General features: G+C 36.7%; 17 protein-coding genes. 16 read left to right on the top strand and 1 reads right to left on the bottom strand.

The features are described 5' to 3' along the window. The first annotated feature begins 32 nt into the window (after positions 1-32). From pdhA to M2372_RS11135, 10 genes are all read left to right on the top strand, one after another. Entirely contained in the window at positions 33-1034 is a 1002-nt protein-coding gene (gene pdhA, locus M2372_RS11180; protein ID WP_115968899.1) for a pyruvate dehydrogenase (acetyl-transferring) E1 component subunit alpha, read from the top strand. An 84-nt stretch (positions 1035-1118) separates the two neighbouring features. After that, the gene (locus M2372_RS11175) at positions 1119-2717 is read left to right on the top strand and encodes a pyruvate dehydrogenase complex dihydrolipoamide acetyltransferase (protein WP_123319355.1); all 1599 of its coding nucleotides are present in this window, start codon (positions 1119-1121) and stop codon (positions 2715-2717) included. A gap of 112 nt (positions 2718-2829) precedes the next feature. Next, on the top strand, positions 2830-3498 hold the full coding sequence (locus M2372_RS11170; protein ID WP_115968897.1) for an ABC transporter ATP-binding protein: 669 nt from the start codon (positions 2830-2832) through the stop codon (positions 3496-3498). 13 nt (positions 3499-3511) lie between these two features. Then, positions 3512-4090, top strand: a complete 579-nt coding sequence (locus M2372_RS11165) for a murein L,D-transpeptidase catalytic domain-containing protein (protein WP_123319354.1) — start codon at positions 3512-3514, stop codon at positions 4088-4090. Positions 4091-4111: 21 nt separating this feature from the next. Further along, positions 4112-4789, top strand: a complete 678-nt coding sequence (gene radC, locus M2372_RS11160) for a RadC family protein (protein WP_115968895.1) — start codon at positions 4112-4114, stop codon at positions 4787-4789. Next, positions 4786-5697, top strand: coding sequence for a hypothetical protein (locus M2372_RS11155; RefSeq protein WP_123319353.1), 912 nt, complete (start codon positions 4786-4788; stop codon positions 5695-5697). Before radC ends, M2372_RS11155 begins: the two co-directional genes overlap by 4 nt. Positions 5698-5806: 109 nt before the next feature. Next, entirely contained in the window at positions 5807-6703 is an 897-nt protein-coding gene (locus tag M2372_RS11150) for a phytanoyl-CoA dioxygenase family protein (protein ID WP_228455701.1), read from the top strand. 36 nt (positions 6704-6739) lie between these two features. After that, positions 6740-7252, top strand: coding sequence for a hypothetical protein (locus tag M2372_RS11145; RefSeq protein ID WP_123319351.1), 513 nt, complete (start codon positions 6740-6742; stop codon positions 7250-7252). Between the two features lie 16 nt (positions 7253-7268). After that, a complete protein-coding gene (locus M2372_RS11140) occupies positions 7269-7880 on the top strand; it encodes an inorganic pyrophosphatase (protein WP_045496234.1) in 612 nt (203 codons plus the stop codon). Positions 7881-8236: 356 nt separating this feature from the next. Next, positions 8237-10963 carry a sodium-translocating pyrophosphatase gene (locus M2372_RS11135; protein ID WP_123319350.1) on the top strand — a complete coding sequence of 909 codons (2727 nt, stop codon included), beginning with the start codon at positions 8237-8239 and terminating at the stop codon, positions 10961-10963. 221 nt (positions 10964-11184) lie between these two features. Here M2372_RS11135 and M2372_RS11130 read toward each other — a convergent pair whose 3' ends face one another. Continuing rightward, a complete protein-coding gene (locus M2372_RS11130; RefSeq protein ID WP_123319349.1) occupies positions 11185-12324 on the bottom strand; it encodes an aminotransferase class I/II-fold pyridoxal phosphate-dependent enzyme in 1140 nt (379 codons plus the stop codon). Between the two features lie 235 nt (positions 12325-12559). On the opposite strand from M2372_RS11130, the gene M2372_RS11125 reads away from it, so the two are divergent. The 6 genes from M2372_RS11125 to M2372_RS11100 all read left to right on the top strand — a co-directional run bounded on the left by M2372_RS11125 (position 12560) and on the right by M2372_RS11100 (position 17433). Continuing rightward, a complete protein-coding gene (locus M2372_RS11125; RefSeq protein ID WP_123319348.1) occupies positions 12560-13600 on the top strand; it encodes a M28 family metallopeptidase in 1041 nt (346 codons plus the stop codon). 152 nt (positions 13601-13752) lie between these two features. Further along, positions 13753-14196 carry a GNAT family N-acetyltransferase gene (locus M2372_RS11120; RefSeq protein WP_228455700.1) on the top strand — a complete coding sequence of 148 codons (444 nt, stop codon included), beginning with the start codon at positions 13753-13755 and terminating at the stop codon, positions 14194-14196. A 1-nt stretch (position 14197) separates the two neighbouring features. Continuing rightward, positions 14198-14557, top strand: coding sequence for a glyoxalase (locus tag M2372_RS11115; RefSeq protein ID WP_123319347.1), 360 nt, complete (start codon positions 14198-14200; stop codon positions 14555-14557). An 86-nt stretch (positions 14558-14643) separates the two neighbouring features. Beyond that, positions 14644-15144 (top strand): endonuclease V, encoded by a 501-nt coding sequence (locus tag M2372_RS11110; RefSeq protein WP_123319346.1) that lies wholly within the window; start codon positions 14644-14646, stop codon positions 15142-15144. A gap of 163 nt (positions 15145-15307) precedes the next feature. Further along, positions 15308-16483, top strand: coding sequence for an acetyl-CoA C-acyltransferase (locus M2372_RS11105; protein ID WP_123319345.1), 1176 nt, complete (start codon positions 15308-15310; stop codon positions 16481-16483). A 65-nt stretch (positions 16484-16548) separates the two neighbouring features. Beyond that, positions 16549-17433, top strand: a complete 885-nt coding sequence (locus tag M2372_RS11100; protein ID WP_123319344.1) for a leucine-rich repeat domain-containing protein — start codon at positions 16549-16551, stop codon at positions 17431-17433. The last annotated feature ends 130 nt before the right edge of the window (positions 17434-17563 follow it).

The following is a 17563-nucleotide window of genomic DNA, read 5'->3' as shown; positions in this document are numbered from 1 at the left end:
CTATTTCATCATAAAAAAGCAAGAGCTAACACATGAAAGAATTTTCTAAAGAGGTATACCTGAAGTGGTATGAAGATATGACAATGTGGAGAAGGTTTGAAGACAAATGCCGTTCTCTTTACCTAAAACAAAAGATCAGAGGATTTTTACATTTGTATAATGGTCAGGAAGCAATCCCTGCCGGATTTACACATGCAATGGACCTTACTAAAGACAGTATGATTACTGCTTACAGATGTCACATTCATCCAATGGCGATGGGTGTAGATCCTAAGAGAATCATGGCTGAACTTTGTGGTAAAGCTACAGGGACATCCGGAGGTATGGGTGGATCTATGCACATTTTCAGTAAAGAGCACCGTTTCTACGGAGGTCATGGTATTGTTGGAGGACAAATTCCTTTGGGAGCAGGTATTGCTTTTGCAGATAAATATTTTGACAGAAAAGCTGTAAATATCTGTTTCTTCGGAGATGGTGCTGCAAGACAAGGTTCATTACATGAAACATTCAACATGGCAATGAACTGGAAACTTCCTGTAGTATTTGTGGTAGAAAACAACCAATACGCCATGGGAACTTCTGTAAAAAGAACAGCCAACCATGAAGATATCTATAAATTAGGATTAGGATATGAAATGCCTTGTCTTGCTGTAGATGCAATGGATCCTGTAAAAGTAGCGGAAGCTGCTTACGAAGCTATCGAAAGAGCAAGAAGAGGAGACGGACCAACGTTTATCGAAGCAAGAACTTACCGTTACAGAGGACACTCTATGTCTGACGCTGAGCCTTATAGATCTAAAGAAGAAGTAGCTGTTCACAAGAATGATGACCCAATCGAATTGGTGAAACACAGAATTCTTGAAAACGGATGGGCTACAGAAGCTGAATTGGAAGTTATGGATAACAAGTCAAGAGACTTTGTTGAAGAGTGCATCGAATTCATGGAAAATTCTCCATATCCGGATGTTGAGAAAATTTATGAGTATGTGTATGCTCAGGAAGATTATCCATTCTTAGACAAATTAGAAAATTAAAAAATAAAAATTAATTTGAAATTTGAAGTTTGAAATTTCTGAAATCTCAAATCTCAAATCTCGAATCTCAAATCAATATAGATTATGGCAGAAGTAATTACGATGCCCCGCCTTTCCGACACTATGACGGAAGGTAAGGTGGCGAAATGGCATAAAAAAGTAGGAGATAAAGTAAAGGAAGGAGATATTTTAGCTGAAATTGAAACTGACAAAGCAGTTCAGGATTTCGAATCTGAAATAGAAGGAACCCTTTTATACATTGGTGTAGAAGAAGGTGCCGCAGCTGCTGTAGATTCAGTTTTAGCAATTATTGGTAATGAAGGAGAAGATATTTCAGGATTAACAGGTGGAGCTGCTGCTCCGGCTGCAAGTGCTGAAGAAACAAAATCAGAAGAACAGCCTAAAGCAGAAGCTGTGGAAACAGCTTCCGCAGAAGTTCCGGCTGGAGTAGAAGTGATTACAATGCCTAGACTTTCTGATACAATGACAGAAGGGAAGGTTGCTAAATGGCACAAAAATGTTGGCGATACAGTAAAAGAAGGTGATCTTCTTGCTGAAATCGAAACAGATAAAGCAGTACAGGATTTCGAATCTGAGTTCAATGGTGTACTATTGAAGCAAGGTGTGGAAGAAGGTGGTGCTTCTCCGGTTGACACAGTATTGGCAATTATTGGCCCTGCAGGAACAGATGTTTCAGCAGTAGGAGCTCCTAAAGCAGCAGCTCCGGCATCAGAGAAACCAGCTGAGCAGAAAGCAGAAGCTAAAACCGAAGAAAAAGCTGCTCCGGCTGCTAACACTTCATCTTCTGACAGAGTGGCAATTTCTCCATTGGCTAAGAAAATGGCTCAGGATAAAGGAGTTGATATCAATGCTGTTCAAGGCTCAGGTGAAAATGGAAGAATCGTTAAAAAAGATATTGAAAACTATCAGCCAGCTGCAAAACCAGCTGCTTCAGCTCCGGCTGCAAGCGCTGCTGCTCAGGTTGCGGTAAACTTCGTACAGGGAGAAGATACAGAGACTCAAAACTCACAGGTAAGAAATATTATTGCAAAACGTCTTTCTGAAAGTAAGTTCTCTGCTCCGCACTACTATCTTATGGTTGAAATCAATATGGATAAAGCGATCGAAGCTAGAAAAGAGATCAATTCTATTCCAGATACGAAGATTTCATTCAACGATATGATCATTAAAGCAACAGCTATTGCTTTAAGAAAGCACCCTCAGGTAAATTCAAGCTGGGCAGGTGATAAGATCATTCACAGAGGAAATATTAACGTTGGAGTGGCTGTAGCTATTCCTGACGGACTGGTAGTTCCTGTATTGAAGAATACTGACCAGATGTCTTACACTCAGATCTCTGCATCTGTAAAAGATATGGCTTCAAGAGCTAAGAGCAAAGGTCTTAAGGCTAATGAAATGGAAGGATCTACATTCTCTATCTCTAACCTTGGAATGTTCGGAATTGAAACGTTTACAAGTATCATCAACCAACCAAACTCTGCAATCCTTTCAGTAGGAGCAATCATTGAGAAACCAATCGTTAAGGATGGTCAGATTGTAGTGGGTAACACAATGAAGCTTTCATTAGCATGTGACCACAGAGTGGTAGATGGAGCTACAGGGGCTCAATTCTTACAAACTTTAAGAACATATTTAGAAAATCCATTAACTTTGTTACTGTAATTTCTAGAATGAAAATAATAAAACCTCCCAATTTGGGAGGTTTTTTGTTTTAATACAAATAATGTTATGACAATTTGTTGTAAAATCAACAATATGTTACTATTTTTGACTCATGATTAAAGCGAGAAATATCCATAAATCTTATGGGAATTTAGAAGTACTGAAAGGAGTTGATATTCACATCAAAGTAGGGGAAGTGGTTTCTATTGTAGGAGAATCCGGTGCAGGTAAATCAACATTGCTGCAGATTCTGGGAACTTTGGATCATCCTACTCAATCCGGGAAATATGATACTGAAATTGAGATTGCAGGAGAATCATTTATCAATATGAATGATAAGCAGTTATCGAAATTCAGAAACCAGAATATTGGTTTTGTATTTCAGTTTCATCAGCTGCTTCCTGAGTTTACTGCTTTGGAAAATGTTTTGCTTCCTACCAGAATAGCGGGAGCTAATGAAAGAGAGGCTATGGAGAAGGCATATGCCCTATTTGAGGATCTTAAAATTGAACAACGACTGAATCATAAACCCAATCAGCTTTCCGGTGGAGAAGCACAAAGGGTAGCTGTAGCAAGAGCTTTAATCAATTCACCAAAAATTATCTTTGCTGATGAACCTACGGGAAACCTGGACTCAAAAAATGCGGATGACCTTCACAGACTGTTTTTTGACCTTAGAGATAAGTATAATCAAACCTTTGTGATTGTAACCCACAACCCGAATCTGGCTGAAATTACCGACCGTAAACTCGTTATGAAAGATGGAATGATTATAGAATAGCCTTCTTACACATATGATGAAACACTTTATTTTTCTTTTTATACTTTTAGTTTCCTGCTCAAAAGCTGAATCTCAGCAGGTAGAAGTATTGGGTATACCCCAATCCAGAATTTCAGAAATTAAAACTTTTATTAAAGATAAAGCCTACAATCAGGATCTGGCCATTTTTATTAACTTTAAAATTCCATCCGGAAAATACCGTTACTTCATTTACGACCTGAAAAATAATAAAATAGTACAAAAAGCAATTGTTGCTCATGGCTCCGGTTCTGTAATTTCGGGATCAAATGCTTTGAAATTCAGTAATATTGAGGGGTCTTATCAGTCTTCCCTTGGGAAATATGCAGTTGGAGGAAGCTATGTTGGACAATTTGGAAAAGCTTACCGCTTAAAAGGACTGGATCCTACCAATGATAATGCGATGCTAAGAGCTATTGTCCTGCATTCCTTTAGCAGTGTTTCTGATGTAGAATCGGAAAAACCTGCCACTTTGAGCCTGGGATGCCCAATGCTTTCAATCAATGCTTTTAAAGAAACAGCAAAATATATTGACAAATCAGAGAAACCTATTATCTTATACACTTTCTATTAACCTATAATTTATCTTAATTCTATGTCCTTGAAATTTTTGGCAGAAGACGACAGACCCCGGGAAAAATTCTTGCAAAAAGGTAAGAGTGCACTTTCCGATTCTGAACTTTTAGCCATTATTATGGGAAGCGGAAATAGAGAAGAGAGCGTTTTGGAACTGTCAAGGAAAATTTTAGCATCCGTCAATAATAACTGGCATCAGCTAAGCTTACTTTCTGTTCAGGATCTGATGAAATTCAAAGGCATAGGAGAGGCAAAAGCTATTTCTATTATTACAGCGCTTGAAATCGGAAGAAGAAGAGCCGGACAGGAAATTCCTGAAAAATCAATTATCGGTAACAGTCATGATGCTTATGCAATTCTGAAAAACCAATTATCAGATTTAAGAACTGAAGAATTTTGGGCCATTTTTCTGAATAACAGCAATAAGGTGATACATATTTCGCAGCTTACCCAGGGAGGAATCAGTCAGTCTATTGTAGACGTAAGGGTGCTGTTTAAAACAGCCCTTGAACATTTTTCAACAGGAGTGATTATCGCCCATAATCATCCTTCAGGAAGCCTTAAACCAAGCAAAGAAGATATTAACATTACACAAAAAATAAAAGAAGCGGGAAAAGTATTAAGCATCCAGCTTTTAGACCATATTATCATTACACAGAATTCCTATTTTAGCTTTTCAGACGCAGGATTATTATGATTAGAAGATTGAAATACAATGAAATTGATTTTGTGAAATATTCTCAGTGTTTAGACCGTTCTGAACAAAGAAAATACTCTGCTGCAAAAGACTTTTTGGATACCACTGCACCGAAACAGTGGGAAATACTTGTATATAACGATTATGAAGCAGTAATGCCCGTTCCTTTTGTGAGGAAATATGGTGTCAAAATAGTTCATAATCCTAAGCTTTGTCAACAGCTAGGAGTTTTTTCCGAAAAGGATGATGTGAATCTTAATGAGAAATTTTTAGATTATCTGGAAAGTCACTATCTGATAAGAGCATATCCTTTTAATGATGGCAATGAACTTCGTACACCTTTCAGAATAAAGAAAAATTTTTTGATTTATCCTGATGCCTATGAGGATGTCTATACAAGATATTCACCCAAAAGGAAGAGAAAACTGAGGCTGGATCAGGAAGTTTGGGATCATTCGGAATTGAGAAGCGTTTCTTATGGTGAAGTGAAACCTTTTATAGAATCCAATATTATAGGATTGAGTAAAGAAAGTGATCTAGCCGGATTTATGGATATCTATGAAACTTTCTACAATCTGAAATATCTGAAGTTTCTAGCTTTCTACTATCAAGGGAAAATCATCAATGTTATTGCTACTTATTCAGACTGTGGTATGGTGGCGCTTTTAGGGAATTTCAGTGATAAAGAATATGTAAAGCTATCCGGAGCTTCTGTTCTGATTGACCGGATGATTAAAGAAACCATTGCAACCCATATCTTTGATTTTGAAGGGGGAGATATTCCAAATATAGAAGAGTTTTTCAGAGGATTTCGCCCAGAGCTGAAACCTTATGCCATTATTGAGCGTTCCAAAAAAGACCTTTTTAAAAAATTAGGATCTTTATTTTTAAAAGGAAGGATTTTTTAATGATAAAAAGCATTGTTTAGATTGGTTCTAATGTAGTATTATTCCGTACCTTTATAACAGTTATATAACCGTCATGTTACAACAAATTCGTAATTATAAATTATCCTATATGCTTTATAATTTCTTTAAAAAAAGTAAATTAAAGCATAATATTCCATTATATAAAAAATACGGGATCAGCAAAAGCTATTTTTCGAGCATTTCAAGTAAAGATTTTTCACACCTTCCGCAGACAGAAAGAAGTATTGCTGAAGAAAAGCTTTCTTCTACTGCCTTTTTTAAAAAACTATCAGAAGAAAATAAAGAAAGTGCTCTTCATTATGATGATAACGGCTACATGATTCTGAGAAACTTTATTACCCCGGAAACAGCAGAAAATATCAATCTTGAGATTGAAAAGCTGATGAAAGACGGAACCTTAAAATTTCGTTACGGTGGGAAACTGATGTTTGCAATTCACCATTCGGAAATTCTCAGAAATATCGGAAGCGATAAAAATTTCCTTGAATTTCTATCTGTTTTGCTTGATGGTAAGGCTAAATTGTTTCAAAGTATCAATTTTATTAACGGAAGCCAGCAGAAGACCCATTCCGACAGTATTCACATGACAACATTTCCTTTGGGAGGACTTTTAGGAGTATGGATTGCATTAGAAGATGTAGATGAAACCAATGGCGCATTGCATTATATTCCGGGAAGCCATAAACTGCCTTATTTCCTGAACTCGGACTATGATAATGAAGGAACTGCTTTAAAAATAGGGAAGAAAAGCTATAAGGCATATGAAGAATTTCTTGAAAATAAAGTCAAAGAATTGGGTTTGAAAAAAGAAATTTTCAGGGCGAAAAAAGGAGATATGCTGATCTGGCATGCTAATATTCTTCACGGGGGAGAGCCACATACTGATAAAAACAGAACCCGGAAAAGCCTGGTATATCACTTTTTTGACGAAAACAGTGTATGCTACCATGAAGTTACACAAAGACCCGCATTATTTGAACTGTAATATCAGAAAATATTAGTAATTTTGCATCCTAAAATTATGACGAGTCTTTCAGGATATCTACCGTATGCATTTGCATTAATTATTGCAATTCCTTTTCTGGTTTTGCTGAGACAATTTGTACACTCGTATATTACTCTTAAAAACCAGGAACTCAAATTACTTACTGTGAAATCTAATTCAGAAAACAAAGCTCACTCTTATGAGAGGATGACTTTATTTCTGGACAGGATAAAGCCTTCCAACCTGATTCAGCGATTTGATAAAGGATTGGCGGTTCATGAGTTTATTTTCCTTACAGAAAAAGCAATTAATGAAGAATTTGAATACAATTCCTCTCAGCAGCTTTATATAACGAAGAATTCCTGGAAGAATATTGTAGACTCTAAAAATGCCATTATTGACCTTCTTCATAAGACTTATGATGGGTTGAAGGGTGAAGTGAAACTGGATGAGTTCAAAACCATTTTCATCATGAATTATATGGAAAGCAATGATTACGTTGCTGAAACAATTGAAGATTTAAGAAAAGAAATTTTAATAATAACTTAAAAATAACAGATAAATAATGATTCCAAATTTTAAAGCACATCCATGGCATGGAATTTCTGCAGGAGAAGATGCGCCAAATGTTGTAAACGTATTTGTGGAAATTGTTCCTTCAGATACTATTAAATATGAAGTAGATAAAGAAACAGGATATTTAAAAGTAGACAGGCCTCAGAAATTCTCTAACATCATCCCGGCTTTGTATGGTTTTGTTCCAAGAACATATTGTGATAAAGAAGTGATGAGACTTGCTGTAGAAGCAGGGGCTACTGATGTAACAATGGGAGATCATGACCCGCTTGATATTTGTGTTTTAAGTTCTCACAATATCCACGCTGGAGGTTTATTGATGGAAGCTATTCCAATCGGTGGTTTTAAAATGATTGACGGTGGTGAAGCTGATGATAAAATTGTTGCTGTAATGATCAATGACCATGCTTTCGGACACTTCAGAGATATTACTGAGTTACCGGAAGCAGAAGTAAAAAGATTGATGCACTATTTCCTAACCTATAAAAACCTGCCGGACGAGCCTGCAAAATGCAGAATTCAGGAGGTTTACGGTGCTGAGCATGCTAGAAAAGTAATCAAAGCTTCTCAAACAGACTATGCAGATAAATTCGGAGGATAAGATTCTCTGATGTAAATAATACAAGAAGGATAAACGGGAAACTGTTTATCCTTTTTTGTTAATTAAGAAAACTGGGGGCTGGAAGAAGGAAGTTATTGAAGGATTTAATGATGAAAGGCTGTCCCTTTGAAGTGCTTTTTATTGCTTAAATCTTAATTGTTTACAAAATCAAAACCATTTTCAGTCCTCATTCTATAAGCTTTTATATTGATTCTCATATTGCATATTTTTAAGAGAAATCAATATTCATATTTAAAATTCTTTTGATTGATAATGATAAGTCCATGTTTTTTTTGATGCTTTGATGGTAATTATTTATTATATTTAATTTTCTATTACCAAAAAAATATTAAACTATGGATCTATTTGTGTTAGTGCCAATTTTTGGTGTCGTAGCTTTGGTGTATACATTTCTTCAGAGCAACTGGGTAAGTAAACAGAATGCCGGAAATGAAAAAATGAAAACAATCAGCGGACATATTGCTGATGGTGCCATGGCTTTCTTAAAAGCTGAATATAAAGTCTTAGCCTATTTTGTCGTCATTGTCGCCATTCTTTTGGCAGTAATGGGATCAAGCAATGCCAATTCTCACTGGAGTATAGGGCTTGCCTTTGTGATGGGAGCTATTTTTTCTGCAGCAGCTGGTTTTATAGGGATGAAAATCGCGACTAAAGCCAATGTAAGAACTGCAGAAGCAGCAAGAACTTCGCTATCAAAGGCTCTTAAAGTTTCTTTTACAGGAGGTTCCGTTATGGGAATGGGAGTTGCAGGACTTGCGGTGTTAGGGTTAGGAGCTTTGTTTTTAATTATTAAACAGATCTTTGCACCGGAAGCCACAGTAGACTCTCACGAAATGGAAACAACCATAGAGATTCTTACAGGATTTTCCCTTGGAGCTGAATCCATTGCTCTTTTTGCAAGAGTAGGTGGTGGTATTTATACAAAAGCAGCAGACGTTGGAGCTGACCTGGTAGGAAAAGTAGAAGCAGGAATTCCGGAGGATGATCCAAGAAACCCTGCTACTATTGCAGACAACGTAGGAGATAATGTAGGGGATGTTGCAGGAATGGGAGCCGATCTTTTCGGATCTTATGTAGCTACCGTGCTGGCAACAATGGTATTGGGAAGGGAAACAATTTCTGATGATTCATTCGGAGGTTTTGCTCCAATTCTTCTGCCTATGCTTATTGCAGGAACAGGAATTATCTTTTCAATGATAGGAACTTTATTTGTGAAGATCAATGATAATGAAGGGTCATCTACTTCCAGTGTACAGAATGCATTGAATTTAGGAAACTGGGGTAGTATTGTCATTACAGCTATATCCTCTTATTTTCTGGTTACTTATATTCTCCCTGAAAAAATGATTCTAAGAGGTCATGAATTTACTAAAATGGGTGTGTTTGGAGCCATAATGGTTGGTCTGGTTGTTGGAACCCTCATGAGTATTATCACCGAATATTATACCGCTATGGGAAAAAGACCGGTTTCCAGTATTGTGAGACAGTCTTCAACCGGACATGCTACCAATATTATCGGTGGACTTTCCGTGGGAATGGAATCAACATTACTTCCGATTATTGTACTGGCAGGTGGAATCTACGGATCTTATTTATGTGCCGGGCTTTACGGAGTTGCTATCGCAGCAGCCGGAATGATGGCAACAACAGCCATGCAGCTGGCAATTGATGCCTTTGGACCTATTGCAGATAATGCAGGAGGTATTGCCGAAATGAGTGAACTCCCGAAAGAAGTCCGTGAAAGAACAGATATCCTGGATGCTGTAGGAAATACAACAGCTGCTACGGGAAAAGGATTTGCGATTGCTTCTGCAGCATTAACAGCTCTGGCCTTATTTGCAGCCTTTGTTGGAATTGCAGGTATTGACGGGATTGATATCTATAGGGCAGATGTTTTGGCAGGGCTGTTCGTTGGTGGAATGATTCCGTTTATATTCTCTTCCTTAGCCATTACTGCAGTGGGGCAGGCGGCTATGGCCATGGTGGAAGAAGTAAGAAGACAGTTCCGTGAAATCCCTGGAATTTTAGAAGGAAAAGCCCAACCTGAATACGAAAAATGTGTTGCCATCTCTACCGATGCCTCCATCCGGAAGATGATGCTACCGGGAGCTATTGCCATTATTTCACCATTATTGATCGGATTTATCTTTGGGCCTGAAGTGCTTGGTGGATTTCTTGCCGGAGCTACCGTGTGTGGTGTATTGATGGGAATGTTCCAGAATAATGCGGGTGGCGCTTGGGATAATGCGAAAAAATCATTTGAAAAAGGTGTTGATATCAATGGTCAGACCTATTACAAAGGTTCTGAGCCTCATAAAGCTTCAGTAACAGGAGATACGGTGGGAGATCCGTTTAAAGATACTTCAGGACCGTCAATGAATATTCTGATTAAGCTGATGTCAATTGTTTCCTTGGTTATTGCACCTACTTTAGCCGTTTTACATAAAGATAAAATTGAAGCGAACAGAAAAGCTAAAATAGAAAGTTTAACAGGAGTTTCAGCAGCAGCTGGAACAGCTTCAGATCTTAAAGTTCCCGCAGCTCCTGGTGAGGTGAAAGGGCATTTAAATGAAAACGGAGACTTTGTATATGAAACCGGAAATCTGCAAAAAGTAAAACTGAAAGGTGGGAAAATAATAGAATTGGGAGAAACCAGCCAGCTGTATCAACTTTACAATGCTGTTAATCAGAAAGACAAAACTGTTCTGGATCCTAATAAATGGTATACGATTGAAAACCTCTATTTTGAAACAGGATCAAGTGACCTGAAAGCAGGGTACGAGCTACAGCTGAATAATCTGACAGAAATTCTGAACGCTTATCCTGATCTGAAAATAAAATTAGGAGGATATACTGATAATAGTGGTAATGAAGAAAGTAACCAAAAATTATCTAATCTGAGAGCACAAACAGCTAAACTTAAGCTATTGGAATTGGGAGTATCTGCAGATAGAATAGAAGCTGAAGGGTATGGATCCCTACATCCGGTTTGTGAAGCTAATGATACTGACGAATGTAAGGCTAAAAATAGAAGAATTGATGTAAGGGTTCTGGCTCTTTAATGTCAATATAGACAATAGTAAAGCATCGCATGAGCGATGCTTTTTTTATGCTTTTTGGATAAAGATTTAGGTCATTACAACCTGAATTTTAACATGATCATTTTATTTGCCACGGATTCACGAATTTTTTATTTGGTATTCTTGGCAAAAATATATTGTGTCCTTTACTGAGAACCTTTTTATCCCTGGGATATGTCCAGCCCAAAAAAGTTAGTTTATTATTATAGATTTTTTTTAAGATGTTCCAGTGCCTGGATGATCACTTCATCCTTTTTAGCAAAGCTGAACCGGATGTAATCTGAATTCTGTCTGGAGTTATAGAAGGCAGAAAGTGGGAGGCAGGCTACTTTTTTATCAATGGTTAGCCATTTTGAAAACTCCACATCAGTCATTGTTTTGGAAACATTTCTGAAGTTGACTACCTGAAAAACACTTCCTTCAGCTTGTTTTTCAATTTGTAAGGGGGTTTCTTTAAGCATTTCATCAAAGATATCCCGTTTTTTCTGCATCATTGCTTTATTTTCCGAAGGATCAAATACTTCAAGATACTTTGCCAGTGCATACTGAGCGGGAGCATTAGCACTATAGGAAATATATTGCTGGTGGATTCTGAATAAAGCAGTTAATTTTTCAGAGGCAAGCATATAACTGACTTTCCATCCTGAGGTATGAAACATTTTACCAAAAGAAAAAATACAAAATGTTCTTTCTTTGAGCTCAGGATGAATAAATGAACTGTAATGCTCAGCATCATCATAACAATATGTGTCATATATTTCTTCTGAAATCAGATAGGCATCCCGGTCTTTTATCAGTTCATATAACCGATTCCAGTCCTCCTGCTTCCATATTTTACCGGTTGGATTCTGTGGAGAATTGACGATAATTGCTTTCGTTTTTTCAGAAATGCAGGTCTTCAAGAGGTCCCAGTTTATGGTAAAGTCAGGCTCCAGGTCATAATAAACAGGTATGCCTCCGTTCATCACAACAGCCGGTGCATAAGTGTAATAGGAAGGTTGGATAATGATAACTTCATCATGTTGATTTAAAATAGATTTGAGTGCGGTATATAAAGCAAAGGTTGCGCAGGGTACAATAGTAATTTCATTTGATTGTAAGGAAATACTGTTTTTCCTTTTTGTATTAAAACCGATAATATTTGTAATCAGCAAAGGATTTCCTGCAAGAGGCTCGTAGTTATGAGTGTCCAGATCTGCAGATTCTTTTAAAAAGGATTTTAAGCGTTCATCAATATCAAAATCAGGCAGGCCTAAAGAAAGATCAAAGCTTTTATGTTGTAAAGCCAGTTCAGACATTTCTGTAAAAAAGGAATAATGAGTAAATCCGAAAATTTCTTTCATTTATTTTGTTTTTGTTCAAATGTAATAAAAAATTGATATCGTATTGGATGTATATTTTAAAATATGCTAATGTTTGTTTTGATTTTTTAAATATTTCCTATTGGTAGGGAAGTATTTAATAATAGACGGAGAGTTTTATTAATGATACCTGAAAAACTGGTATTCTTTATCGTGATATTGCATTATATGTTTCAGATTCAATAAAAAATGTTATTTTTAAGAAATTTATGTCTGTATGAAAAAACTACTTATTCCGTTATTTGCCCTTAGTCTGGTGACGAGTTGCGGAACAGCGAAGGTTGCTGATGGTGCATCCTCAAATCCGGTTTCTAAAAATCATAATAAAGCGTTTACGAATGCCTATAGCATGATCAAAGCTGAGAATTTAAAGAAAAACTTATACGTTATTGCTGCTGACGATATGGAAGGCCGTGATACAGGAAGTAAAGGACAGAAAAAAGCGGGGGAGTATATTGTTAACTACTATAAAAGCCTAGGCGTTTCTCATCCTAAAGCCTTAGGTTCTTATTATCAGAAAGTTCCTTCAGAGTTTATGAAGAAAAGAGGCGGAGGTAATCTTCCGGATTCTGAAAATATCCTGGCCTTTATCGAAGGAAGCGAAAAGCCTGAAGAAATTGTAGTGGTCTCTGCACATTATGACCATGTAGGAACAAAAAATGGCGTAGTATATAATGGTGCTGATGATGACGGAAGTGGAACCGTTGCCGTTATGGAAATGGCTAAAGCTTTCCAGGAAGCTAAAAAAGCGGGTAATGGACCTAAAAGATCTGTTTTATTTCTTCATGTAACAGGAGAAGAACATGGGTTATTCGGTTCGGAATATTATACAGACAATCCTGTCTTCCCATTGGCGAATACGGTTGTAGATCTTAATATTGATATGATCGGGCGTGATGATCCGGATAACAGAGGAAAACAGTACGTCTATGTAATAGGCTCTGATATGCTAAGTTCCCAGCTTAAAGTAATTAACGAAGCTGCTAATAAAAGAACCAATAATCTTGAGCTGAACTATAAATATGATGATCTTAATGATCCTCAACAGTTATACTACCGTTCAGATCATTATAATTTCGCTAAAAACAATGTTCCTGTAGCATTTTTCTTTGACGGAATTCATGAAGACTATCACAAACCAACAGATGACCCAGACAAGATCGACTATAATCTGTTGGAAAAAAGAACTCAGCTTGTATTTACCACTGCATGGGATATTGCCAACAGAGCAGAAAGGATTGTGGTAGATAAAAAATAAAGATAACCAGTGTAAGCTGGAAGATAATAATACATGCAGAGGTGCAGGATTTCATGGATTCAGATTTTTAAGACTAGTTATTTTCTTGGAAATCAATTGAATTAACATGTTTTTTGCACCTTTGTTTTATGCTGAACTCAATTTAATTTATCATGAATATGATCATCCGTGAAGCCAGACCAGAAGATATTCCACAAATTCAGATCGTTAGAAACTCTGTGAAAGAAAATGCCTTATCAGATCCAGGTTTGGTTACAGACAGAGATTGTGAACTGTTTATGTTTCAAAGAGGAAAAGGCTGGGTGAGTGAAGTAAATCACAAAATTGTAGGATTTTCTATTGTTGATCTGAAAGAACATAATATCTGGGCATTATTTGTACATCCTGATTTTGAAAACAAAGGCATTGGAAGAAAACTTCACAATACAATGCTCGATTGGTATTTTGAACATACAAAAGAGAACATTTGGCTTGGAACTTCACCGCAGACAAGAGCAGAAACTTTCTACCGAAAATCAGGCTGGGAAGAAATCGGAATGCACGGGAAAAAAGAAATCAAGTTTGAAATGACCCTCAAGAGTTGGAAAAATAAATAATATGAGACAATTGAAATCCATCAGACCTTTTATCGGAGCGAAGAACTTCGGGGTCAGCAGAAATTTTTACAGAGATCTGGGATTTGAAGAAGTTATCCTTGAGCCTAAGCTGTCATTGTTTATAAGAGAAGAAACAGGGTTTTATCTTCAGGACTATTATGCAAAAGACTGGATTGATAATACGATGATTTTTATGGAAGTTGCTGATACAGAAGAATTCTGGAAAGAACTTCTTATCTTAGGGCTTCAGGATAAATATGAAAATGTAAGAATTATTCCTGTAAAAACTATGGATTGGGGAAAAGAATGCTTTGTACATGATCCTTCAGGGATATTATGGCATTTTGGTGAATTTTTTTAATCCTGAGAATTCTGCATTCATTACCTGTACAGACTTTTTGTTTGCGATCAATAGTTAATGTATCTTGTCAGCACAATTAGAACAAAATGATTTACGCATTTGATACCTATTATTATGAAGATTATGCCAATACTGTATGTATTGCATTTGAAGACTGGAAATCCGGTCGTGAAGTGGAGATCTTTACAGAACAGACGCCTATTACTTCAGAATATGAAAGCGGAGCCTTTTACAAGAGGGAATTGCCTTGTATCCTGAGTTTATTAAGTAAAATAGTTTTAAAAGAAGAAGATATCATTATTGTGGACGGATATGTCACTCTTGATGATGAAGGTAAAATTGGTTTAGGAGGGCATCTCTATGAAGTTCTGCAGGGTAAGGTTCCTATAGTGGGAGTTGCCAAGAATGAGTTTACCACTCCAGATTCTCAAAGAAGAAGTGTATTTCGTGGAGATAGTAAAACACCACTTTTTGTAACTGCCAAAGGGGTTGATGTTGATCAGATTAAACTTGATATAGAGCAGATGCATGGCCCTTTCAGAATTCCTACCTTACTGAAAAAGCTTGATCAGCTCAGCAGAGAATAGTTCAATACTTTGTCTTATCTATTTTTGGGTAAGATTTTTTTACCTTATCAATATACCGATTGGTATATTTTATTATATTTGTAATTAAATCCGTTTGAATATAAGAGCGGAATTTTTTTAACTATAAATATACCGATTGGTATTTATTTTAATAAACAAAACTATGAAAGAAGTATTTATCATTGCAGCAAAAAGAACTCCTATCGGAGGTTTTATGGGAAGTTTATCTGGTTTTACTGCCCCTCAGTTGGGAGCGATAGTTATACAGAAAACCTATGAAAGTGTATTGATTTCTCCAGAAAATATAGACAGTGTATACATGGGAAACGTATTGAGTGCAGGGGTGGGGCAGTCACCGGCGAGGCAGGCCGCTATTTTTTCAAAAATTCCGGTAGATAAAGATGCTACCACTGTAAATAAAGTATGTGCTTCCGGAATGAAGGCCACGATGATCGGAGCACAACAAATCCAGCTCGGAATGGAAAATCTTGTGATAACGGGAGGAATGGAAAGTATGAGCAATGTGCCTCATTACCATTATCTCCGTCATGGGAGGAAACTAGGAGATGCCACCCTTACAGATGGGCTGATTAAAGACGGGTTATGGGATGTATATCATGATTTACATATGGGAAGTGCTGCGGAATTGGGAGTGAAAAAATATGGATTAACAAGACAACAGCTGGATGATTATGCATTACTGTCTTATAAAAGAGCTCAGGAAGCAGCGTCGGCTAACAAGTTCAATTCGGAACTGATCAGGATATCTGCTGAAAATAAGAAAGGGACCATAATTATGGATCGGGATGAAGATATTGATAAACTTATTCCTGAAAAAATTTCTCTCTTGAAGCCTGCGTTTGAAAATGACGGTATGCTCACAGCAGCCAATTCAAGCAATCTGAATGATGGTGCCGCTGCCATTTTGTTGGGCTCTTCGGAAGCTGTACAGCAGTATCATCTCAAACCACTGGCAAAGATTATAGCCTATGCAGATGCTGCCCAATCTCCTGAATGGTTTACAACATCTCCCTCCGTTGCTATTCATAAGATTTTGAAAAATACCGGACTTAGCTTAGCTGATATTGATTATTTTGAAATCAATGAAGCGTATTCCTCGGTGATTTTATCCAATCAGCAGATTCTGGAATATGATGTGGACCGGGTAAATGTATATGGTGGAGCAGTGGCACTAGGACATCCGATTGGGGCATCAGGAGCGAGAATAATGGCAACATTAGTGAATGTACTGCGCCAGGAAGGCGGAAAATATGGAATTGCGGCGATTTGTAATGGCGGTGGTGGTGCATCTGCGGTTCTTATTGAGAATTTGAATTAAAAAACATAATTTTATAGGATAAAAGACTGTTAAAAGAATTTATTCCAATAAAGAAATATGAAGTTATGGAACAGGAATCTGAAGGATTATTAGGTAATATAGATCATTATTGGAAAATAATTCCAACCCATCATTCTGCGTCTTATTCTGTAGACAAAGAAATGACAGATATAAAATCAGTTAAAGTTTTAACAGTAGGCAAGCACCATCAAAACTGGAAGCTCATCTTTGATTGTCCCAATCTTGAAGAAATAACCCTGGATCAACCTACTCCTGATCAGGCTCAAGCTGTCAGTGAGATAAAGAGTCTTAAAAGGTTAAGAATAAAATCATTCCGTACTAAAGATATAGGCTTTATCAGTACTTTGGAAAACTTAGAAGAAGTGTCTTTGGAATATGTCTCAGGCTTTTCAGACCTTTCTCCACTGCAAAAACTTTCGGAGCTGAAAGCACTTCATCTTGAAAATCTGAGAAAGGTCTCCGGTTTTGATGGGTTAAGAGGAATTAAGAACCTGAAATACCTTCATATTGATGGTACTTTAGACTGGAAGCAGCCTATAGAAAGCTTCTCCTTTTTAGAAGATCTTCCCAAACTTGAAATTCTCAGTGTTATGTCTGTTACTCTTAAGGCTTCTTTTCCAGCCTTTACATCTCTTTTAAGACTGGAAAAGCTTTTAGAGATAAGAATACCAAGAGAAACCTTAGATAGCAGAGAATACGCTTTTTTAGAAGTTGCAAAACCAGAAATCATAAAAGGCTTTGTAAATGAAACTTCATGGCCTTTGTTTGCCAATAAGGATTATACAGATCAAGGATATGTAAGTTTACTTGGTAAAGGTGAGGGGAGAATTAAGCGTAATCATCCTGATTTTAATAAGAAATTAAAAGCTTATTCTGAAAAATATGAGGAATTTAAACAGAAGGCCAGAGAAATTATTTCATCTCGATAATGAATTAAGATATTGATAATTATATAATTAATTTAAATTTTATTGTTTGTTTTAAAATAATTTAAAGCTAAATATCAGTAAACTGATAAATATCATCACGTTCTTATTTTTATTGATTCTAAATAAATAT

It is taken from the genome of Chryseobacterium sp. BIGb0232 (assembly GCF_024810195.1).
In the GTDB taxonomy this organism is placed as follows: domain Bacteria; phylum Bacteroidota; class Bacteroidia; order Flavobacteriales; family Weeksellaceae; genus Chryseobacterium; species Chryseobacterium pennae.
This window is presented reverse-complemented; position numbering and strand designations above follow the sequence as displayed.